Consider the following 16,989-nt stretch of genomic DNA (forward strand, 5'->3'; position numbering starts at 1 on the left):
CAGCCTAGCCGCAACGCCCGGGGTCCGACAGAGCCCCTGCAAGAGCGAGCCGGCGCACTTACCGGAGTCCCGTCGTCGTACTTCAGAAAAGGAAAACGCCACCGGAATACAAAAGGACCGCCCGGCAAACGCCGGACGGTCCTTCTGTTTTGGCCGGATATCCGGCCGAGGTTCGCGAGACTTATGCCTCGATGAGAACCTTGGTGACGTTGGGGTCGACGGAGATGCCGGGACCGAACGTGGTGGCAACCGTTGCCTTCTGGATGTAGCGGCCCTTGGAAGCGGACGGCTTCAGGCGGAGCACCTCTTCGAGGGCAGCGGCGTAGTTCTCGGCCAGCTTGACGGAGTCGAACGAAACCTTGCCGATGATGAAGTGCAGGTTGGAGTGCTTGTCGACGCGGAAGTCGATCTTGCCGCCCTTGATGTCGTTGACAGCCTTGGTGACATCGGGGGTGACGGTGCCGGTCTTCGGGTTCGGCATCAGGTTACGCGGACCCAGGACCTTACCGAGGCGGCCAACCTTGCCCATGAGGTCAGGGGTGGCAACGGCTGCGTCGAAGTCGGTCCAGCCGCCGGCGATCTTTTCGATCAGGTCGTCGGAACCAACGAAGTCGGCGCCGGCAGCGATTGCTGCTTCAGCCTTCTCGCCGGTGGCGAACACGAGGACGCGGGCGGTCTTACCGGTGCCGTGAGGCAGGTTGACGGTGCCGCGGACCATCTGGTCAGCCTTACGAGGGTCAACACCCAAGCGGAAGGCAACCTCAACGGTGGCGTCGAACTTGGACGGGTTGGTGTCCTTGGCGAGCGTCACTGCCTCGAACGGCGCGTAGAACTTCTCCGCGTCGATCTTGGCTGCGGCTGCCTCGTATGCTTTGCTGCGCTTTGCCATGCTGCTTATTTCTCCTTGTGCAGTTGTGGTCTGCGGACCGCGCTGGGCCCTGCCACAGTCAGCTGCCCGGGATGGACTGCTGACATTTCAATGTTCAATGGTGCCGGTTTCCCGGCGGGTAAGGGAATTAACCCTCGACGGTGATACCCATGGAGCGGGCGGTGCCGGCGATGATCTTCGCTGCGCCTTCGAGGCTGGTGGCGTTGAGGTCTTCCATCTTGGTGGTGGCGATCTCGTTGACCTGTGCCTGGGTCAGCTTGGCAACCTTGACGGTGTGCGGGGTAGCCGAACCCTTGGCGACGCCTGCAGCCTTCTTGATGAGCTCTGCAGCCGGCGGGGTCTTGGTGATGAACGTGAACGAACGGTCTTCGTAAACGGTGATTTCAACAGGAATAACGTTGCCGCGCTGGGCTTCCGTCGCAGCGTTGTACGCCTTGCAGAATTCCATGATGTTGACACCGTGCTGGCCAAGCGCAGGACCGATCGGCGGGGCCGGGTTAGCGGCACCTGCCTGGATCTGCAGCTTGATGAGGCCGGTGACCTTCTTCTTGGGAGCCAATGTAGGGTCCTTCTCTCAAATGCGTCCTGGGACACAGGAGCGTGCCTCAGGTGGTTGACCGCCATGGCGAGGCGGCCGGCCGTTCCGGAACTGCTAAGCGGGCCGTTCCGGAGCGAAATCTGTGGTGATCAGCTAGATCTTGGTGACCTGGTTGAAGGCCAGCGTGACCGGGGTCTCGCGTTCGAAGATGGACACCAGGACCACGAGAGTCTGGGAATCGATCTTGATCTCGGAGATCGTGGCGGGAAGGGTCTCGAACGGACCTTCCTTGACGATGACCGACTCGCCGACCTCGAAGTCGACGTCGACCTGCGCGGCAGCCTGCTTGGCGGGCTTGCCCTTCTCTGCCTGCTCCTCTTCGAAGACAGGAGCCAGCATGGAGAAGACCTCATCGAGGCGCAGCGGAACGGGGTTGTGGGCGTTGCCCACGAAGCCGGTGACACCCGGGGTGTGGCGGACGGCGCCCCAGGAGGCGTCGGTCAGGTCCATGCGGACCAGCACGTAGCCGGGGATGCGGACGCGGTTGATGACCTTGCGCTGAGCGTTCTTGATCTCAACGACTTCTTCCATCGGAACCTGGATCTCGAAGATGTAATCTTCCATGTCCAGGGTCTGGATGCGGGTCTCAAGGTTGGCCTTGACGCGGTTTTCGTAGCCGGCGTAGGAGTGGATGACGTACCAGTCACCCTCCTGGCGGCGCAGCTTGGACTTGAACTCTGCGGCAGGATCAGAGGCCTGGGCGGCAGCGGCGGCCAGGACATCGGTCCCTTCGGCGCCTTCCTCGGCGTCCTCTCCGGTCACGGCGTCAGCGTCAGCGGCGTCGGTCTCGGCCTCATCAGCGTCGGTCTCGTCGTCGGCGTCAGCGTCGCCGTCGTACTCGGCATCACCTTCGGATTCGGGCGCAGCAGACTCAACCTCGGAGCCCTCGGCGGACTCAGCCGCGGGGTTCTGGGTTTCATCCAGCTCAGTCTCAGTTACCTCGAGCTCCTGCTCAGACACTTGGTCTCCTGCTTCCTCATTGCTAATTGCCTATTTAAATGGCTCAATTCCGCACACCCCGCAGCTCCTGCCAATTCCGGCCGGGAGTCCACGCAGTCTGCGGACCGATCGCCTTAGCGGTCCAGGGCGCCTGTGCCGCCGAAGACCCAGCTCACCGCGGTGCCGAACCCCAGGTCCAGCAGCGTGACGATCACCATCATGATGACCACAAATACGAGCACCACGAGCGTGTAATTAATCAGTTCCTTGCGGGTGGGAGCGACGACCTTCTTCAGTTCGCCAATGACCTGGCGGACGAAGAGTGCGATGCGAGCGAAGAAGCCGGCCTTGGCGGCCTTCTTTGCGGGGCGGCCCTTGGAGCTGCTTGCAGCTGTTTCGGTCACCTGTTCCTCACTCATCCTCGCAAGTCGGATTACCCGGCTCTGAACTGAACCTTTGGTTGCTGCGCTTGCTCCGGCATTTCGCCGGAACAGCCTGCGCAGGGCAGACAGGACTCGAACCTGCAACCTGCGGTTTTGGAGACCGCTGCGCTACCAATTGCGCCACTACCCTATGGATCAAAAACCGATGAAGGCCGCACTTTCCCAAGGACATCTGGGGCGCACGTCATCATCTGTGTTTTCAACACCGGAGAACCAGTCTACGCAACAACTGCGCTTACGTCGAACCAGCCTCATTCCGGACCGTTTTTCAGCTTCAGAATCCGCGCCGCACCGCAGTCACAAATCCGCGTTCCACCTCGAACGATCCGGTGAACAGCATAGAGTAGATTCCGTCGAATTCCACCATTCAGCTTTCCAGCTGCAAGCGAAGAACGGACCCGCCATGTCTGCCGCCCGCGTTTCCCAACGCATTTCCGCTATTGCCGAATCCGCCACCCTGGCTGTCGACGCCAAGGCCAAGGCGCTGAAGGCCGCGGGCCGGCCGGTGATTGGTTTCGGTGCGGGCGAGCCCGACTTCCCCACTCCGGACTACATCGTCCAGGCAGCCATCGAAGCCGCCAGCCAGCCGAAGTATCACCGCTACTCCCCCGCCGGCGGCCTGCCCGAGCTGAAGAAGGCAATCGCCGAGAAGACGTTCCGGGACTCCGGCTACAAGGCGGACCCGTCCCAGGTGCTGGTCACCAACGGCGGCAAGCAGGCCGTCTACAACACGTTCGCCACCCTCGTGGATCCGGGCGACGAAGTGATCGTGCCCACGCCGTTCTGGACCACCTACCCCGAGGCCATCCGCCTCGCCGGCGGCGTCCCGGTGGAGGTCTTTGCCGGCCCGGAGCAGGACTACCTGGTGACCGTGGAACAGCTCGAAGCGGCTATCACGGACCGCACCAAGATCCTGCTGTTCGTGTCGCCGTCGAACCCCACCGGCTCCGTCTACTCGCCCGAGCAGGTCGCCGAAATCGGAAAGTGGGCCGCCGCCAAGGGCCTGTGGGTGGTCACCGACGAGATTTACGAGCACCTGACGTACGACGGCGTCCCCTTCACCTCCATCGCCACCGCCGCCCCCGAACTGGGCGACAAGGTTGTGATCCTCAACGGAGTGGCCAAGACCTATGCGATGACCGGCTGGCGCGTGGGCTGGATGATCGGACCGGCGGACGTCATCAAGGCAGCCACCAACCTGCAGTCGCACGCCACTTCCAACGTGTCCAACATCCCGCAGATCGCCGCCCTGGCAGCCGTCTCCGGCCCGCTCACCGCGGTGGACGAGATGAAGGTCGCCTTTGACCGCCGCCGGAAGGCCATCGTGGACGGGCTTAACGCGATCGAGGGCGTTGAATGCCCGACGCCGAAGGGCGCCTTTTACGTGTACGCGGACGTCCGCGCGCTGCTGGGCAAGGAATTCCCGACGGCGAACGGCACCGTCCGCCCGGAGACTTCGGCCGCGCTGGCCGCGCTGATCCTGGACGAGGTGGAGGTGGCCGTGGTTCCCGGCGAGGCCTTCGGCCCGTCCGGCTTCCTGCGCCTCTCTTACGCCCTGGGCGACGAGGACCTTGCCACGGGCGTAGGCCGCCTGCAGGACTTCCTCGGCAAGGCGCAGTAACCCCAAACCCTCCATCACATCCTGCAGCCTTACCGCGGACCCTCCCTCAGATCCTGCAGGAAACGCTCAACGCTCCCGCACCAATTGATTTTTGGTGCGGGAGCGTTTGCGTTTCGGCAGCAGGAGGTGAGGACGCGTTAGGAAGAAGGCGGCAGGAGGTGAGGACGCGTTGGGGCAAAAGCGGCAGGAGGTGGGGACGCGTCTGGGCTAGAGGAGGCGGCGCTCGGCGGCCCACTTGGTCAGTTCGTGGCGGCTGGACAGCTGCAGCTTCCGCAGCACGGCCGAGACGTGGGTTTCCACGGTTTTAATCGAAATGAAGAGCTCCTTGGCCACTTCCTTGTAGCTGTAGCCGCGGGCGATCAGGCGCATCACCTCGAGTTCCCGGGCGGAGAGCTTGTCCAGTTCGTCGTCGGCAATGTCCGCCGGGGCGGTGCCGAACGCGTCCAGGACAAAGCCTGCCAGCCGCGGCGAGAACACGGCGTCGCCGCCGGCAACCCGGAACACGGCGTCGGTGATCTCCGCACCGGAAATGGTCTTCGTAACATAGCCGCGGGCTCCGGCGCGGATGACGGCCACCACGTCCTCGGCGGCGTCGGAGACGCTCAGGGCAAGAAAACGCGTGGTGGCCAGGAGTGCGGCGGAACCGGTGATGACTTCCCGCCCTCCCCCGCCGCGGCCGCCGGGCAGGTGCACATCCAGCAGCACGACGTCGGGCCGTGCTGCGGCAATAACTTCGACGGCCTGTTCCACGGTGCCGGCCTCGCCGACCACCACCACGCTCGGGTCCAGGTCAGCTTTGAGACCTGACCTGAAAATCGCGTGGTCATCCACGATCACCACCCGCACGGTTCGTCCCGCCGAGCCAACCCCTGCTGGTGTACTCATGACTTCCCTTCCCCGTTGTCCGCGACGTCCGCAGGCAGCCTGAGGCGCACCTCCGTGCCGTCCGGACCGCTGTTGATCGTGGCGTTGCCGCCGTGCCGTTTCATCCGGCCAATGATCGATTCGCGCACGCCCAGCCTGTCGTGCGGGACGTTGTGCAGTTCAAAGCCCGGGCCACGGTCCTTGACGAAGACTTCCGCGCCGCCGTCGGACACCTCCAGGTAGACAGAGACGGGACCGCCGCCGTGGCGGGCGGCGTTCAGCATGGCTTCGCGGCTGGCCTGGACCAGCGCTTCGTGGCGCTCGGTCATCTCCGTGTCGCCCACGGTCACGACGTCGACGGCGTTTCCGAGGCCGTCCTCAACCTCCGCGGCGGCCGCTTTGATCCGGTCCGAGAGCTGGCCGGCGTCGCGGGCCGGATCCTTGAAAAGCCAGCCGCGGAGCTCGCGCTCCTGCGCCCTGGCCAGGCGGACGACGTCGTGCTCGTTGCCGGCTCGGCGCTGAATGAGGGCAAGGGTCTGCAGCACGGAGTCGTGCAGGTGGGCGGCGATCTCGGCCCGCTCGGTCTCCCGCACGCGGCCGGCCCGTTCGGTCTCCAGGTCGCGCCAGAACTTCAGGCCCCAGGGCAGCAGCACCAGAGCCACGCCGCCCAGCACGGCCACGGACGCAAGCAGCGCGAGCCAGGTCTGCTGCCATGAGCCGGACCCGGAGACCATGACCAGGACCCCCGCCACCACGAGCGCCAGGCCCGCCGCCAGCCGCGCCCAGCCGCCGGCCTGGTCCGCCTTGGTCTTATCCACCAGTCCGGCGCGGCGGGTTTCATCCAGCTGCATCCACGCGATTGCGGCGCCGCCGAGTATCGCAGCCGCGGGGATCAGCGTCCCGAGGGGCACTTCCACGCCCAGCAGCCTGGCGATCAGGATCGCGGCGACGAGCAGGAGCCCGGCGCCGAGCAGGATCTCCTTGCCGTAGCGCATGCTCCGGATCCGGAACCATGTGCCGGTCCCGGGAGCTGCGGCAGGCGCCCGGAGCTGGAAGGCGGTGCCGGCGTCGTACTCCCCTGCGGGCGGAGGGACAGACGGAGGAAAAGGAACTGTGCCGAATGAAGGGGTGGGGGCCTGGCCGGGCTGCAAACCCGCGGGCGGCAGGCTCACGGCGGGGGCAATGGGCGACACCGGGCGGCGGGCATTACGCTTGGCGTTCTCGTCCGCGGTGGGAACCATGATCCACAGCCATCCATAGAAGGCGAGCCCCGCACCCCCGGCGAAAGCGGCCACCACCATGCCGATCCGGACCATGCGCACCGGCCAGCCAAGATGGACCGCCAGGCCGGAGCAGACGCCGGCGATCACGCGGTCGCTGCTGCGGACCAGAGGTGGGCGGACAGGGGCTGTGGTCATGCATCAATCCAAACACGGATCAGGGTTCCGGAGTCCCGTTGTGAGGGTGAACCCGGGGTAAGTCAGGGACGGCTCAGGGTGTTCCCCAATAGAGGACTGACCAGCCCAAACGGCACTATCGAAGTATGAACTCGCAGAACCCCAACCCCAATGAAGGCCAGCAGCCGGGCACCCCGTCCGAGGGCAACACCGGCCAGGAACCGGAACAGCCGGCAGCGGCAGAAATTACCGGGCCGGACAACGCGGAAGCGCAAAACACCGCGCCGGAAAATCCTGCGCCGGAAAATCCCACGGAGCCGCTGTTCCCGTCTCCCGCCGCCGACGAACCTCCGCACACTTCCGCTGGAGCCACCCCTCCCTCCGGAACCCACGCCGGGTCCGCGTACGGTGCTCCCGGTTATAGCGCTCCCGCCTATGGCTCTCCCGGCTACGGCCGTGCCGCACAGCCGGTGAACTTCTTCGACTGGATCCGAAGCCACGGAGTACACCGGGGACGCGACCGGTGGATCGGCGGCGTCTCGAGCGGCATCGCTGAGAGGATGGGCATCGATCCCCTGATCGTGCGCGGCATCTTCATCGTGCTGACGCTGTTCGCAGGCATCGGCGTCCTGCTGTATGGCCTCGGCTGGGCACTGCTGCCGGAGCCGGATGGCCGGATCCACACCCAGGAGGCAGGCGCCGGCCGCTGGAGCACGGGCATGACGGGGGCGCTCATCACCTCAATCATCGGGCTCACCGGCATGGGCGGCGGCTTCTGGGGATGGGGCCACGACGGCTTCGGCTTCTTCTGGGCGCTGTTCTGGATCGGCGGTGTCATCTACCTCATCTACTTCCTGACCCAGCGCAACAAGAACCGAAGCGGAGCGCCAATGGACGCCACCACCGTCGGCCGGGCGGCCTACGGCTACACCGGCAACACACCCGCGGCTGCCGCAGCCGGATCTTCCGCGTCTCCGTCCGCTACGTCACAGTTCCAGGCGTCCGCCTTCGCTGCCGGAAGCCATACGCCCACCCAGCCGTACACGGTGCCGCCGACTCCGGACGCCATCCCGTCGTACGGCTCCGCCACCTCGTACGGCCCCACCGCCCCGTACAGCTCCACAGCCCGTTACGGGGGCGGCACTCCGCCCCGCCGGCCCGCTCCGGTCCCGACGCCGGCACCCAAGCCGCGGCCGAGCGGCCCGGGCGCTCCCGCCGTAGCCATCACCGCCGGACTGGCGCTGCTGGCGGGCGGCACGCTCAAGGCGCTCGACGCCGGCAACCTGATTGATCTCGGCGACTCGGCAAACGCCGTGGTCTGGGCAGCCGGCGCAGCGGTCCTTGGCCTAGGCATCCTACTGGCCGGGATGCGCGGCAGGACCTCGGGTGTGCTCGGGTTCTTCGCCGTGGTGGCGCTCATCGTCGGCGGCGTCTTCAGCGCAGTGCCCAACGGTGACCGGTTCCGCTTCCAGAACGCGGACTGGAACCCGGTCAGCATCGAACAGGCCCGCCAAGGCTTCCAGATCACCGGAGGCCACGGAACTGTGGACCTGACCGGCCTGAACCTGAACCCGCCCCTGGGCACCGACGTCGTAATTCCCCTCGACGCCACAGCAAGCAACCTGACGGTGGTCATTCCGAGCACAGTGCCGGTGGATGTCCGGGCCGACATGACCCTGGGCAACCTGAACGAGGGCGCGGGTAACCGAAGCGGCATCACCTCCCGGCAAAGCAGCTACAACTCGGACAAGCCGGGCGCCCGGCTGATCCTCCAGATCGACGGCACCGTGAGTAACGTAACCATCCAGGAAGGAAACTGACATGAGCAGTTTTGATCCGTCACCGGAAACAAACCCTGCGCCCAAACCGCCCACCGTGGGCAACAACGAACCCGCCGAAGCGCCCGCACGGGTGGGCACCATCGTCTGGGGACTCGTGGTCCTCGCCCTGGCCGTCCTGATCACCGTCTCCCAGCTGGGGATCGTGGTCCTGAACGGGACCTATGTGCTGATCGGCCTGATGATCGGAGCCGGGGCCGCGCTGGTGATCGGCGGGCTGCTCTCAGCTCGCAAACGTGACAACAGCACAACAAACGGGAAGTCTTAAACCATGGAAAAGTTCTACAGCATTGTCAGGGGCATTGGCCTGAAGCGCGGACCCCAGCGCTGGCTGGGCGGCGTGTGCGGCGGAATCGCCGAGAAGCTGAACGTGGACGTGGCATTCGTCCGGATCGCCTTTCTCCTCTTTTGCCTGCTGCCGGGCCCGGCCGTCGTGTTCTACCTCGCGGCATGGCTGATCCTGCCGGACCAGAACGACTCGATCGCGCTTGAGTCCTTCCTCGCAAAGCGCGGCACAGGCCGGTAGTACCCCGCTCCGGCCGGCCGGAACCGCCCAGCGGAAACCCGCCGTCATCCGTTTTATCCGCGTACACCGTTTTACGCAGCGCCCCTGTTCCCGCCGGAACGGGGGCGCTCTGCCGTCCCGGCCGTTACCGGTCCCGTATTCGGGTCCCGGTCTCCGGGCCCCGGCGTCCTGACCGCCGCGTCCAGACCCCTGCGTCCGGACCACCGGGGCTGTAACCGTTTGTGTCCTACCCCACACTCCGCACTAGAATCTCTAATTGAGCTCAGCGTGGCGCTCTGCCCGTAAAACCTTCGAACCAGGATTTGAGCCAAGAAAATGAAAATCGGAATCCTCACCAGCGGCGGCGACTGCCCCGGACTTAACGCGGTTATCCGCGGCGCTGTCCTCAAGGGCATTGCCATCCACGGCCACGAATTCGTGGGGTTCCTCGACGGTTGGCGCGGAGTGGTTGAGGGTGACATCATCCCTATTCCCCGTACTCTTGTCCGCGGTATTGCCAAGCAGGGCGGCACCATTCTGGGCACCTCCCGCACCAACCCGTTCGAGAACGGCGGCGGACCGGACGTCATCAAGGCCCACATGGACCGGCTGGGAATCGACGCCATCATCGCCATCGGCGGCGAGGGAACCCTTGCGGCCGCAAAACGCCTCACCGACGCCGGCCTGAAGATCGTCGGCGTTCCCAAGACCGTTGACAACGACCTCGACGCCACGGACTACACCTTCGGTTTCGACACCGCCGTCCAGATTGCCACCGAGGCCATCGACCGGCTGCGGACCACCGGCGAATCCCACCACCGCTGCATGATCGCCGAGGTCATGGGCCGCCACGTCGGCTGGATCGCCCTGCACGCAGGCATGGCCTCGGGCGCCCACGCCATCCTGATTCCGGAGCAGAAGACCAGCATCGAGCAGATCACCAAATGGGTGACCGAGGCCCATGACCGTGGTCGTGCGCCGCTGGTGGTGGTGGCCGAGGGATTCGTGCCGGAGCACATGGAATCGCCGCACTCCGAACGCGGGCTGGACACTTTCGGCCGGCCGCGGCTGGGCGGGATCGCCGACCAGCTGGCCCCGGAAATCGAAGCCAGGACCGGCATCGAGACCCGCGCCACTATCCTGGGCCACATCCAGCGCGGCGGCGTCCCGTCCGCTTTCGACCGCGTCCTGGCCACCCGGCTGGGCATGGCCGCCGTCGACTCCGTGGTCGAAGGGCGCTGGGGCACCATGGTGTCGCTGAGCGGCACCGACATTGACCATGTGGGCTTCGAAGCCGCGCTGGGCAAGCTCAAGACCGTCCCGCAGCACCGCTACGACGAGGCCGCGGTCCTGTTCGGCTAAGCCCCGCTCCCACTCCCGTCCGGCTTCCAGCGGCGCGAACTGGCAGTTAATGCCCTGTTTTTTGGTTTTTGAGGGCATTATCTGCCAGTTCGCGCTTCTCGGTAGGCTGGGATCATGAGTCTTGACCCCGGATCCGCCGCCATCATCCAGCTTGCCTGGGCGCGCCGCCTGGGGCTCGACGACGGCGCGTTCGCCCGTGCGCTGGAAACCGGCGAGCGGATCACCAGGGTGGACGACTCCGCGCACTCGGTCGAATTCGTGCGGCTGTTCGGCAGCTCGGCCCTGGTGGGTCCGCAGTGGGCGCTGGACGCCGCGGCCGGAATCTCGGACGAGGAGATGGCCCAGCACGTTACCCTGCTGACCATCACCCGCCGGCACGGCGGACATGGCCAGGGCTCCGCCGCGCTCTTCTTTGCCGACGACCTGCCGCTGCTGCAGCCGGCGGAGGACCTGACGGTATCGCACGGCAACCCCGAGGCCATTGAGCTTGAAGGCCTGTGCCCGCCCGATGACGTGAACGAGGTGGGCCTGTCTGACCTCGAGAACCGGTACACCATCATGCACGACGACGAGGGGCAGCGCGCGCCGGTGGCCTGCGGCGCCTACTCGGAATGGGAAGGCATCCTGGCGAACATGGGGGTTCTCGTGGCCCCCGGGTGGCGCCGCCGCGGACTGGGATCGCTCGCGGCCTCCGTGGCTGCCCACGAAGCGCTGGCCTCCGGGCTGACGCTGCAGTGGCGCACCGACGTGAGCAACAAGGGCTCGCTGGCCACGGCACGCAGCCTGGGCTTTTCCACCGGCGGCATCCAAACCAGCGCGCTGCTCGGCTAGCCGCCGCCAGGCTGCTAGCGCGTTGTCGCCTCCGCGTCCTGGTCGGCGGCCGGCTGCTGTCCGCCCCAGCCCTGTACTGCCTTGGGCCGGGCGAAGAACAGTGCCACCGCTGCGCCGAGCACGATCACAGCTGCAGGCAACATGATCGACTGGCCCATCGCCGTCGCGAAGCCCTCATGGAGGGCCGGAGGCAGCTGGCCGCCGAAGCCGCCGGCTTCACCCCCGGCTCCGTCGGATGCGCCCGGTGCCGCCGGGAGTTCCGCCGCGAGCCGGGCCTGCATGAGGACGGCGATGGCGGCACTGCCGAGGACAGCGCCGATCTGCCGGGTGGTGTTGTAGACGCCCGCCCCGGCCCCCGCCTGCCGCACGGGCAGGTTGCGGGTGGCGGTGGAACTTAGGGGCGCCCAGATGCCTGCGTTCGCGAAGCCAAGCACCGCGCTGGGGAGCAGGAACAGCCACACCGGGGTGTCCGGGTGCATGAGGGCTGAATTCCAGAACAGCGCCGCGGCCATGAGCAGCAGCCCGGTGGATGTGATGTATTTGGGGTTGACCCTGTCGATAATCCGCCCCACAACGGGCGCCAGTCCGCCGGAAATCAGCGCCATCGGCACCATCATCAGGGCCGACTGCGTCGGGGTCATGTCCCGCACCATCTGGTAATAGAAAATTAGCGGCAGCCCAAAAGCTGTGACGGTGAACCCCACCGTGGTGATCCCGATGTTGGCAAGCGAGAAATTTCGGTCCTTGAAGAGACCCAGCGGAAGCAGCGGCTCACCCTTGTTGACCGCCTGCCACACGACAAAAAGCACCAGCACAACGAGGCCGCTGATGATCAGCCCCCACACCGTGACCGGACCGGTGATGGTGCCCCAGTTGTAGGTCTCGCCCTCCTGGATGCCAAAGACAAGCAGGAAAAGCCCGACGGCGCTGAGCACCACGCCGGGGATGTCGAACTTATGCGGGTGGGTGGTCAGGGACGGCACCAGCCGCCAGGCGAGGATGAAGCCGACGATCCCGATGGGTACGTTGATGAAGAAGATCCACTCCCAGCCAAGCCCGTCCACCAGCACGCCGCCGAGAATCGGGCCCACCAGCGTGGCCACGCCGGCAGTGGCACCCCACAGACCCATGGCGGCGCCGCGCCGGTCCGGCGGGAAGATGCGCGTGATCACGGCCATGGTCTGCGGCGTCATCAGCGCTGCACCCAGCCCCTGGAGAACGCGCGCCGCGATCAGCATCTGCACATTGCCGGAGAGTCCGCACCACAGCGAGGCGAGGGTGAAGACCACCAGGCCGGACAGGTACAGCCGCTTGGGCCCGAACCTGTCACCGAGCCTGCCGGTGATCAGCAACGGCACCGCATAGGCCAACAGATAGGCGCTGGTGACCCAGATGACGGCGTTGATGTCCGTGTCCAGCCCCTCCATGATGCGCGGGTTGGCCACCGAAACGATCGTGGTGTCGATCAGGATCATGAAGAATCCGATGACGAGGGACCAGAGTGCAGGCCACGGCCTGCTGACGTTCTCCAAGTGCTCAGCCCAGCAATTCCAGGATGTCGGTCCGGGCGAACATCTGGGCGGCGGCACGCGCGGAGGGGGTGCCGGCGTCGGGATCTGCTCCGGCGTCAAGCAGCACCCGGGCGACGTCCGAGTAGCCCTTGAAGACGGCGCCGGCCAGCGGTGTCTGTCCGCGGTCGTTGGCTCCGTTGGCGTCACCGCCGTGGTGGAGGATCAGCTGCACGGTCTCGGCAAAGCCGTGGTAGGCGGCGAGCATGAGCAGCGAGTCGCCCGCGGAGTTGGTCAGCGTGGCCGGGGCGCCGGCGTTGAGGTAGCTGCGCAGCAGCTCCGTCTCGCCGTTGCGGGCGGCGTCGAAGAGGGTGTGCGCCAGGGCGAGGGTTTCCTCATCCGGCTGCTGCTGAGCCTGGTCTCCGGGCGCGGTGGAGTCTGTCATCTGTGGGTCCCCCTCAGGAATCCTGTCTGCCTTCCGACCACCTGGCCGGCGTCGGGCGCCACGATTACTTCCTGCGCGGCTGTGTACGGTTCATCCCCGTCCATTACCGTCAGTATTTCATCCGGCGCGACAGAACGCTTGATGACGGCCAGCGCGATGGGGCCCATCTCATAGTGCTGCGCCACGGACGTCACGGCGCCCACCTTGCGCTCCCCCACCAGGACCTCGCTGCCGGCGGCCGGCAAGGTGTGCTGGGACCCGTCGAGCTGCAGGAACACCAGGCGCCGCGGCGGGTGGCCAAGGTTGTGGACGCGGGCGATGGTCTCCTGGCCTTTGTAGCAGCCCTTGGCCAGGTGCACGGCGGTGCGCAGCAGGTCCAGTTCGTGCGGGATGGTCTTGTCGTCCGTTTCGGCACCGAGCCGCGGACGCCAGGCAGCCACGCGCAGGGCTTCGGCGGAGAGGACGCCGGCGAGCTTGCGGTCCCCCACCGTCTGCTCAAGCTCCGCCGCGGGCACGAGATATTCAAACCACGGGCGTTCGGCCCCCGGGTGGGTGTCCTCCGGAACCACGGAGTAGGCGTACCCGCCCGCACCGACGTGCGGCCAGGGGTCCTGCCACACTTGCAGGCCGGACCATTCGGGCACGGCCTTGGTGGACCCAACAACTGCCCAGTCGGCCGACACGTCCGCCACCTCGACGCGGAGCATGAACTTCATCCTGGTCAGCCACTCGGCCAGGGGACCCGCTTCGGCCGCCTCGACAATCAGCCAGGTGGTCCCGCCGTCGTCCACCACGCGCGCATCGAATTCGATGCGGCCCTGCACACTCAGGAGCAGCAGTTCGCTGGACTCGCCGGGCTTGAGATTGGTGACCTGCTGGGACGACAGGGTGTTCAGCCAGCTCAGGCGGTCCGGTCCGGTGACCGTCACCACGCCGCGGTGGGAAAGATCAACGACGGCGGTCCCTGCCGCGAGGGCGCGCTGCTCCCGCAGCGGTTCGCCGTAATGGGACGCGACGCCGGCGTCGGCGCCGCCCGCTTCAACGGCGCCAGGGCGCGACAACAGAGGGCTCTTGGTAGTCATATGAAGGGGAACGTCCTTGGCTGGGAGGGTATTCCGGCCACCTAGCGGTATTCCGGGTTTTCGAAACCGAACTTGGTTCCGGCCTTCCATTCTTCCGGAAGGTTGCCATAGGCGGGAATTCCGCCGGCGTCCTTGAGCGTCCGGGCCAGGTGCAGGAGGTTCCACGTCATGAACGTGGTGTTCCGGTTCGTGAAGTCGCTCTCCGGACCGCCCGAACCCTCGTCCAGGTAGCTGGGTCCCGGCCCGACGGGGCCGATCCAGCCCGCGTCGGCCTGCGGCGGGATGGAGAAGCCGATGTGCTGCAGGCTGTAGAGGACGTTCATGGAACAGTGCTTGATGCCGTCCTCGTTGCCGGTGATCAGGCAACCGCCCACCTTCGGATAAAAGGCCCACTGGCCCTTCTCGTTGAGCTGGCCCGAATGGGCGTAGAGCCGCTCGATGAGCTTCTTGGTCTGTGAGGAGTTGTCCCCCAGCCAGATGGGTCCGGCCACCACCACGATGTCCGCGTCCTTGACGGCCGGGTACAGCTCCGGCCATTCATCGGTCGCCCAGCCATGCTCGCGCATGTCCGGGTAAACGCCGCTGGCGATGTCGTGGTCGACAGTCCGGATGACCCGGGTGGTCACGCCCTGCTTCTCCATGATCAGCCGGCTCACCGTGATCAGGCCCTCGGTGTTGCTCTTCTCCGGCGAACGCTTGAGGGTGCCGTTGAAGTACACGGCCTTGAGGTCGCTGTAGTCAGCCGGCGGCTGGGACTCATCCATCGGACACTCCATCGGGTTACTTTGGACTCAGGCGTGGAGACCTGAGGCCAAAGTAACCGAAAGGAGCGCGGCGGAACAGGGTTTCGGAGCAGCCGGGTGCAGCAGCGGTGTGCGCAGCAGCGGGTGGCTGAGTTCAGGAGACCTTGTTAAGGAACGCCGAGGCGTGGGCCTCCAGGCCATTGCCCGGTTCAGCAGCCGCGGTGCCTGCGGACGGGCTGCCGGTGGCCACATCCCACCGCCAGAGGAGGTTGCCCTCGACCAGCCCGAAGATCCGGGTGGCCGCGCTGTAGTCCTTGGAGTGGCTGCCGCGCATCACCATGTCGGTGCTGAGCTGGATCTGCGGGCCCTTGATCTGCCCGTAGTACAGCTCCGAGATGCCGCCCGGGTGGCTGATGGACACCGAGATGTCGAAGCCACCGTCCTTGTTGCGGAGCGCCTCAACCTCGTCAGCGCTTTTCAGCACGGGCACGATGTCCCCGGGAACAAGGCCGGGGCCGCTGTCGGCCTCCAGCTGTTTGCGCTCCAGGGCCCAAAAACCGGTCTCAACTGTGAGGGGCCGGAGCTTGGTGCCGTCCTCGTCGGTCAGCCAGCTTTCCGCACGGTACTGCAGGTACGGCAGACCATTGTGGGTGAAGGAAACATGCTGCAGGAAGTGCTCTGAGCTTTCATCACCGGCCCCGAGCCGGCCACGGCCCTCCCACTCACCGATGAGCCAGGAGAGGGGAACCAGTTCGGGGGTCAGGTCTGTAGGAATTTCAATAGGCACAGCCGCTACCTCTCGAAACCGCTAAGCAGGGGTTTACCGCTGTCCCTTGAACAGGCGGTAGACAACAAAACCGGCAAACCAGGCCATGGAAAGGCTGGCAACGCCGAGCAGGACAAGGAAGAAGATTTCAAATGCAAGTACGGACATGATGCCATCCTAACCCGTCAGGAGATGAGTAGTTTGTCTATGAAGTAGGCGAGCGAACCGACCGCCGAAATGGGCGCCAGGCCCATGCCCAGGGCAGCCGGAAAGTTCAGCGGAGCGCCCCGGAGAGTCACGAGCCGGCGGAAACTGACTAGGACCGCCCCGACCACCACACCGAACACTGCCGCGGGCAAAACGGCGATGTCGGAGAACACCAGCCCGGCGAGCGGCCCGGCCAGTCCGGCCAGGGTGATGCCCAGTGGCGCAATGATCCGGTCCGGCCAGCGGATGAGGCCGGCGAGCAGTGCGACGGCGGCGCTGATGCCGGCCACCAGCACCATCTCCTTGACACCGTTGAACCTGGTGCCGGCGATCCATCCGGACCCCAGGCAGGAGAGGAGGACGCCCACGCTGCAGCCGAGTGTCGACTCGAGGCGCTGCGCCTGGCCAGTGCCTCGCATCAGCTGGACGATGAAGACAGCCGTGACACCGAGGGCAATGAAGCCGGGCGTCCAGTTGAGGTAGCCGGGGGCGGCCGCGAAAGTGGCCGCAACGGCCGAGCCGGCCCCGGACAGTCCGATCACGGCAGCGAGGGTTTTCTTGGCAGGGATTCCCAGGTAGTGGGGCCAGCCGACGCCGATCCCCAGGGCAAAAAGCACGGCAACCGCGAGGAGGACGTCCGGAGTCCGGAAGACGCTGGCCACCAGCGTTGCCAGGCCCGCCAGGCCAACGACTCCAATGCTCCATGACCGGAGCGTCCGGCCGCCAGTGGCAGGAGCGCTCACCTCGGGGGCAGGCCCTGGCGTACTCATCTCGGACTCTGCACTCAAATCTGCTGCGACCTCATCCTGGCTGTGCCGTTGACGGGCAGGGGCTCGGCCCCCTGACGGTTTCAATCCTGCCCTATGTGACCGCCATATGTCGTAAACAAGGCGCGCGGGCCTGGCCCACCCATGTCCGTCAGGGAGCCGTTGGGTATACTCAGACATCAGC

18 protein-coding genes and 1 tRNA gene are annotated in these 16,989 nt (G+C 66.0%); 6 read left to right on the plus strand and 13 right to left on the minus strand.

The genetic code is table 11. The features are described 5' to 3' along the window. Positions 1–181: 181 nt before the first annotated feature. From rplA to ACTHQX_RS07260, 5 genes are all read right to left on the minus strand, one after another. Entirely contained in the window at positions 182–889 is a 708-nt protein-coding gene (gene rplA, locus ACTHQX_RS07240; protein ID WP_111905184.1) for a 50S ribosomal protein L1, read from the minus strand. 127 nt (positions 890–1,016) lie between these two features. Beyond that, on the minus strand, positions 1,017–1,448 hold the full coding sequence (gene rplK, locus ACTHQX_RS07245) for a 50S ribosomal protein L11 (RefSeq protein WP_018773647.1): 432 nt from the start codon (positions 1,446–1,448) through the stop codon (positions 1,017–1,019). A 132-nt stretch (positions 1,449–1,580) separates the two neighbouring features. Next, positions 1,581–2,447: a transcription termination/antitermination protein NusG gene (nusG, locus tag ACTHQX_RS07250; protein ID WP_236804526.1), complete on the minus strand. Its 867-nt coding sequence runs from the start codon at positions 2,445–2,447 to the stop codon at positions 1,581–1,583. Between the two features lie 113 nt (positions 2,448–2,560). Then, positions 2,561–2,845, minus strand: a complete 285-nt coding sequence (gene secE / locus ACTHQX_RS07255) for a preprotein translocase subunit SecE (protein WP_236804528.1) — start codon at positions 2,843–2,845, stop codon at positions 2,561–2,563. A gap of 81 nt (positions 2,846–2,926) precedes the next feature. Then, positions 2,927–2,999: transfer RNA gene (locus ACTHQX_RS07260), tRNA-Trp, on the minus strand. Between the two features lie 273 nt (positions 3,000–3,272). Between ACTHQX_RS07260 and ACTHQX_RS07265 the strand changes: the two genes are divergently transcribed. After that, positions 3,273–4,490 carry a pyridoxal phosphate-dependent aminotransferase gene (locus tag ACTHQX_RS07265; protein WP_440156555.1) on the plus strand — a complete coding sequence of 406 codons (1,218 nt, stop codon included), beginning with the start codon at positions 3,273–3,275 and terminating at the stop codon, positions 4,488–4,490. A 207-nt stretch (positions 4,491–4,697) separates the two neighbouring features. Here the strand turns inward: ACTHQX_RS07265 and ACTHQX_RS07270 are convergent, their stop codons facing one another. Then, entirely contained in the window at positions 4,698–5,375 is a 678-nt protein-coding gene (locus ACTHQX_RS07270) for a LuxR C-terminal-related transcriptional regulator (protein WP_440156552.1), read from the minus strand. Further along, entirely contained in the window at positions 5,372–6,772 is a 1,401-nt protein-coding gene (locus tag ACTHQX_RS07275; protein WP_440156550.1) for an ATP-binding protein, read from the minus strand. The genes ACTHQX_RS07270 and ACTHQX_RS07275 overlap by 4 nt, the downstream gene beginning before the upstream one ends. 125 nt (positions 6,773–6,897) lie before the next feature. Between ACTHQX_RS07275 and ACTHQX_RS07280 the strand changes: the two genes are divergently transcribed. The 5 genes from ACTHQX_RS07280 (at position 6,898) to ACTHQX_RS07300 (ending at position 11,287) form a co-directional block, all read left to right on the plus strand. After that, positions 6,898–8,571, plus strand: a complete 1,674-nt coding sequence (locus tag ACTHQX_RS07280; protein WP_236804539.1) for a PspC domain-containing protein — start codon at positions 6,898–6,900, stop codon at positions 8,569–8,571. Position 8,572: 1 nt separating this feature from the next. Next, the gene (locus tag ACTHQX_RS07285; protein WP_236804541.1) at positions 8,573–8,857 is read left to right on the plus strand and encodes a hypothetical protein; all 285 of its coding nucleotides are present in this window, start codon (positions 8,573–8,575) and stop codon (positions 8,855–8,857) included. Positions 8,858–8,860: 3 nt separating this feature from the next. Next, a complete protein-coding gene (locus tag ACTHQX_RS07290) occupies positions 8,861–9,115 on the plus strand; it encodes a PspC domain-containing protein (protein WP_236804543.1) in 255 nt (84 codons plus the stop codon). A gap of 315 nt (positions 9,116–9,430) precedes the next feature. Next, positions 9,431–10,456: a 6-phosphofructokinase gene (locus tag ACTHQX_RS07295; protein WP_236804544.1), complete on the plus strand. Its 1,026-nt coding sequence runs from the start codon at positions 9,431–9,433 to the stop codon at positions 10,454–10,456. 114 nt (positions 10,457–10,570) lie between these two features. Further along, the gene (locus tag ACTHQX_RS07300; protein WP_236804546.1) at positions 10,571–11,287 is read left to right on the plus strand and encodes a GNAT family N-acetyltransferase; all 717 of its coding nucleotides are present in this window, start codon (positions 10,571–10,573) and stop codon (positions 11,285–11,287) included. Between the two features lie 14 nt (positions 11,288–11,301). Here ACTHQX_RS07300 and ACTHQX_RS07305 read toward each other — a convergent pair whose 3' ends face one another. The 6 genes from ACTHQX_RS07305 to ACTHQX_RS07330 all read right to left on the minus strand — a co-directional run bounded on the left by ACTHQX_RS07305 (position 11,302) and on the right by ACTHQX_RS07330 (position 16,808). Next, on the minus strand, positions 11,302–12,819 hold the full coding sequence (locus ACTHQX_RS07305; RefSeq protein ID WP_236804548.1) for a DHA2 family efflux MFS transporter permease subunit: 1,518 nt from the start codon (positions 12,817–12,819) through the stop codon (positions 11,302–11,304). Between the two features lie 4 nt (positions 12,820–12,823). After that, positions 12,824–13,240 carry an ankyrin repeat domain-containing protein gene (locus ACTHQX_RS07310; RefSeq protein ID WP_236804550.1) on the minus strand — a complete coding sequence of 139 codons (417 nt, stop codon included), beginning with the start codon at positions 13,238–13,240 and terminating at the stop codon, positions 12,824–12,826. Continuing rightward, positions 13,237–14,322: a CAF17-like 4Fe-4S cluster assembly/insertion protein YgfZ gene (gene ygfZ, locus ACTHQX_RS07315; protein ID WP_236804552.1), complete on the minus strand. Its 1,086-nt coding sequence runs from the start codon at positions 14,320–14,322 to the stop codon at positions 13,237–13,239. Before ygfZ ends, ACTHQX_RS07310 begins: the two co-directional genes overlap by 4 nt. Positions 14,323–14,363: 41 nt before the next feature. Continuing rightward, positions 14,364–15,086: a flavodoxin family protein gene (locus tag ACTHQX_RS07320; protein ID WP_236804554.1), complete on the minus strand. Its 723-nt coding sequence runs from the start codon at positions 15,084–15,086 to the stop codon at positions 14,364–14,366. A 133-nt stretch (positions 15,087–15,219) separates the two neighbouring features. Next, complete coding sequence (locus ACTHQX_RS07325) at positions 15,220–15,852, minus strand: FABP family protein (protein ID WP_236804556.1); 633 nt, start codon at positions 15,850–15,852, stop codon at positions 15,220–15,222. Positions 15,853–16,016: 164 nt separating this feature from the next. Next, entirely contained in the window at positions 16,017–16,808 is a 792-nt protein-coding gene (locus ACTHQX_RS07330; protein ID WP_236804557.1) for a permease, read from the minus strand. Positions 16,809–16,989: the final 181 nt, after the last annotated feature.

The sequence above is a fragment of the Arthrobacter sp. SAFR-023 genome (genome assembly GCF_051965295.1).
GTDB lineage: Bacteria > Actinomycetota > Actinomycetes > Actinomycetales > Micrococcaceae > Arthrobacter.

Bases quoted from the DNA above. Each gene is read 5' to 3' on its own strand.
- rplA (WP_111905184.1), bottom strand. From the start codon at position 889: ATGGCAAAGCGCAGCAAAGCATACGAGGCAGCCGCAGCCAAGATCGAC.
- secE (WP_236804528.1), bottom strand. From the start codon at position 2,845: ATGAGTGAGGAACAGGTGACCGAAACAGCTGCAAGCAGCTCCAAGGGC.
- ACTHQX_RS07265 (WP_440156555.1), top strand. From the start codon at position 3,273: ATGTCTGCCGCCCGCGTTTCCCAACGCATTTCCGCTATTGCCGAATCC.
- ACTHQX_RS07270 (WP_440156552.1), bottom strand. From the start codon at position 5,375: ATGAGTACACCAGCAGGGGTTGGCTCGGCGGGACGAACCGTGCGGGTG.
- ACTHQX_RS07275 (WP_440156550.1), bottom strand. From the start codon at position 6,772: ATGACCACAGCCCCTGTCCGCCCACCTCTGGTCCGCAGCAGCGACCGC.
- ACTHQX_RS07280 (WP_236804539.1), top strand. From the start codon at position 6,898: ATGAACTCGCAGAACCCCAACCCCAATGAAGGCCAGCAGCCGGGCACC.
- ACTHQX_RS07285 (WP_236804541.1), top strand. From the start codon at position 8,573: ATGAGCAGTTTTGATCCGTCACCGGAAACAAACCCTGCGCCCAAACCG.
- ACTHQX_RS07290 (WP_236804543.1), top strand. From the start codon at position 8,861: ATGGAAAAGTTCTACAGCATTGTCAGGGGCATTGGCCTGAAGCGCGGA.
- ACTHQX_RS07295 (WP_236804544.1), top strand. From the start codon at position 9,431: ATGAAAATCGGAATCCTCACCAGCGGCGGCGACTGCCCCGGACTTAAC.
- ACTHQX_RS07300 (WP_236804546.1), top strand. From the start codon at position 10,571: ATGAGTCTTGACCCCGGATCCGCCGCCATCATCCAGCTTGCCTGGGCG.
- ACTHQX_RS07310 (WP_236804550.1), bottom strand. From the start codon at position 13,240: ATGACAGACTCCACCGCGCCCGGAGACCAGGCTCAGCAGCAGCCGGAT.
- ygfZ (WP_236804552.1), bottom strand. From the start codon at position 14,322: ATGACTACCAAGAGCCCTCTGTTGTCGCGCCCTGGCGCCGTTGAAGCG.
- ACTHQX_RS07320 (WP_236804554.1), bottom strand. From the start codon at position 15,086: ATGGATGAGTCCCAGCCGCCGGCTGACTACAGCGACCTCAAGGCCGTG.
- ACTHQX_RS07330 (WP_236804557.1), bottom strand. From the start codon at position 16,808: ATGAGTACGCCAGGGCCTGCCCCCGAGGTGAGCGCTCCTGCCACTGGC.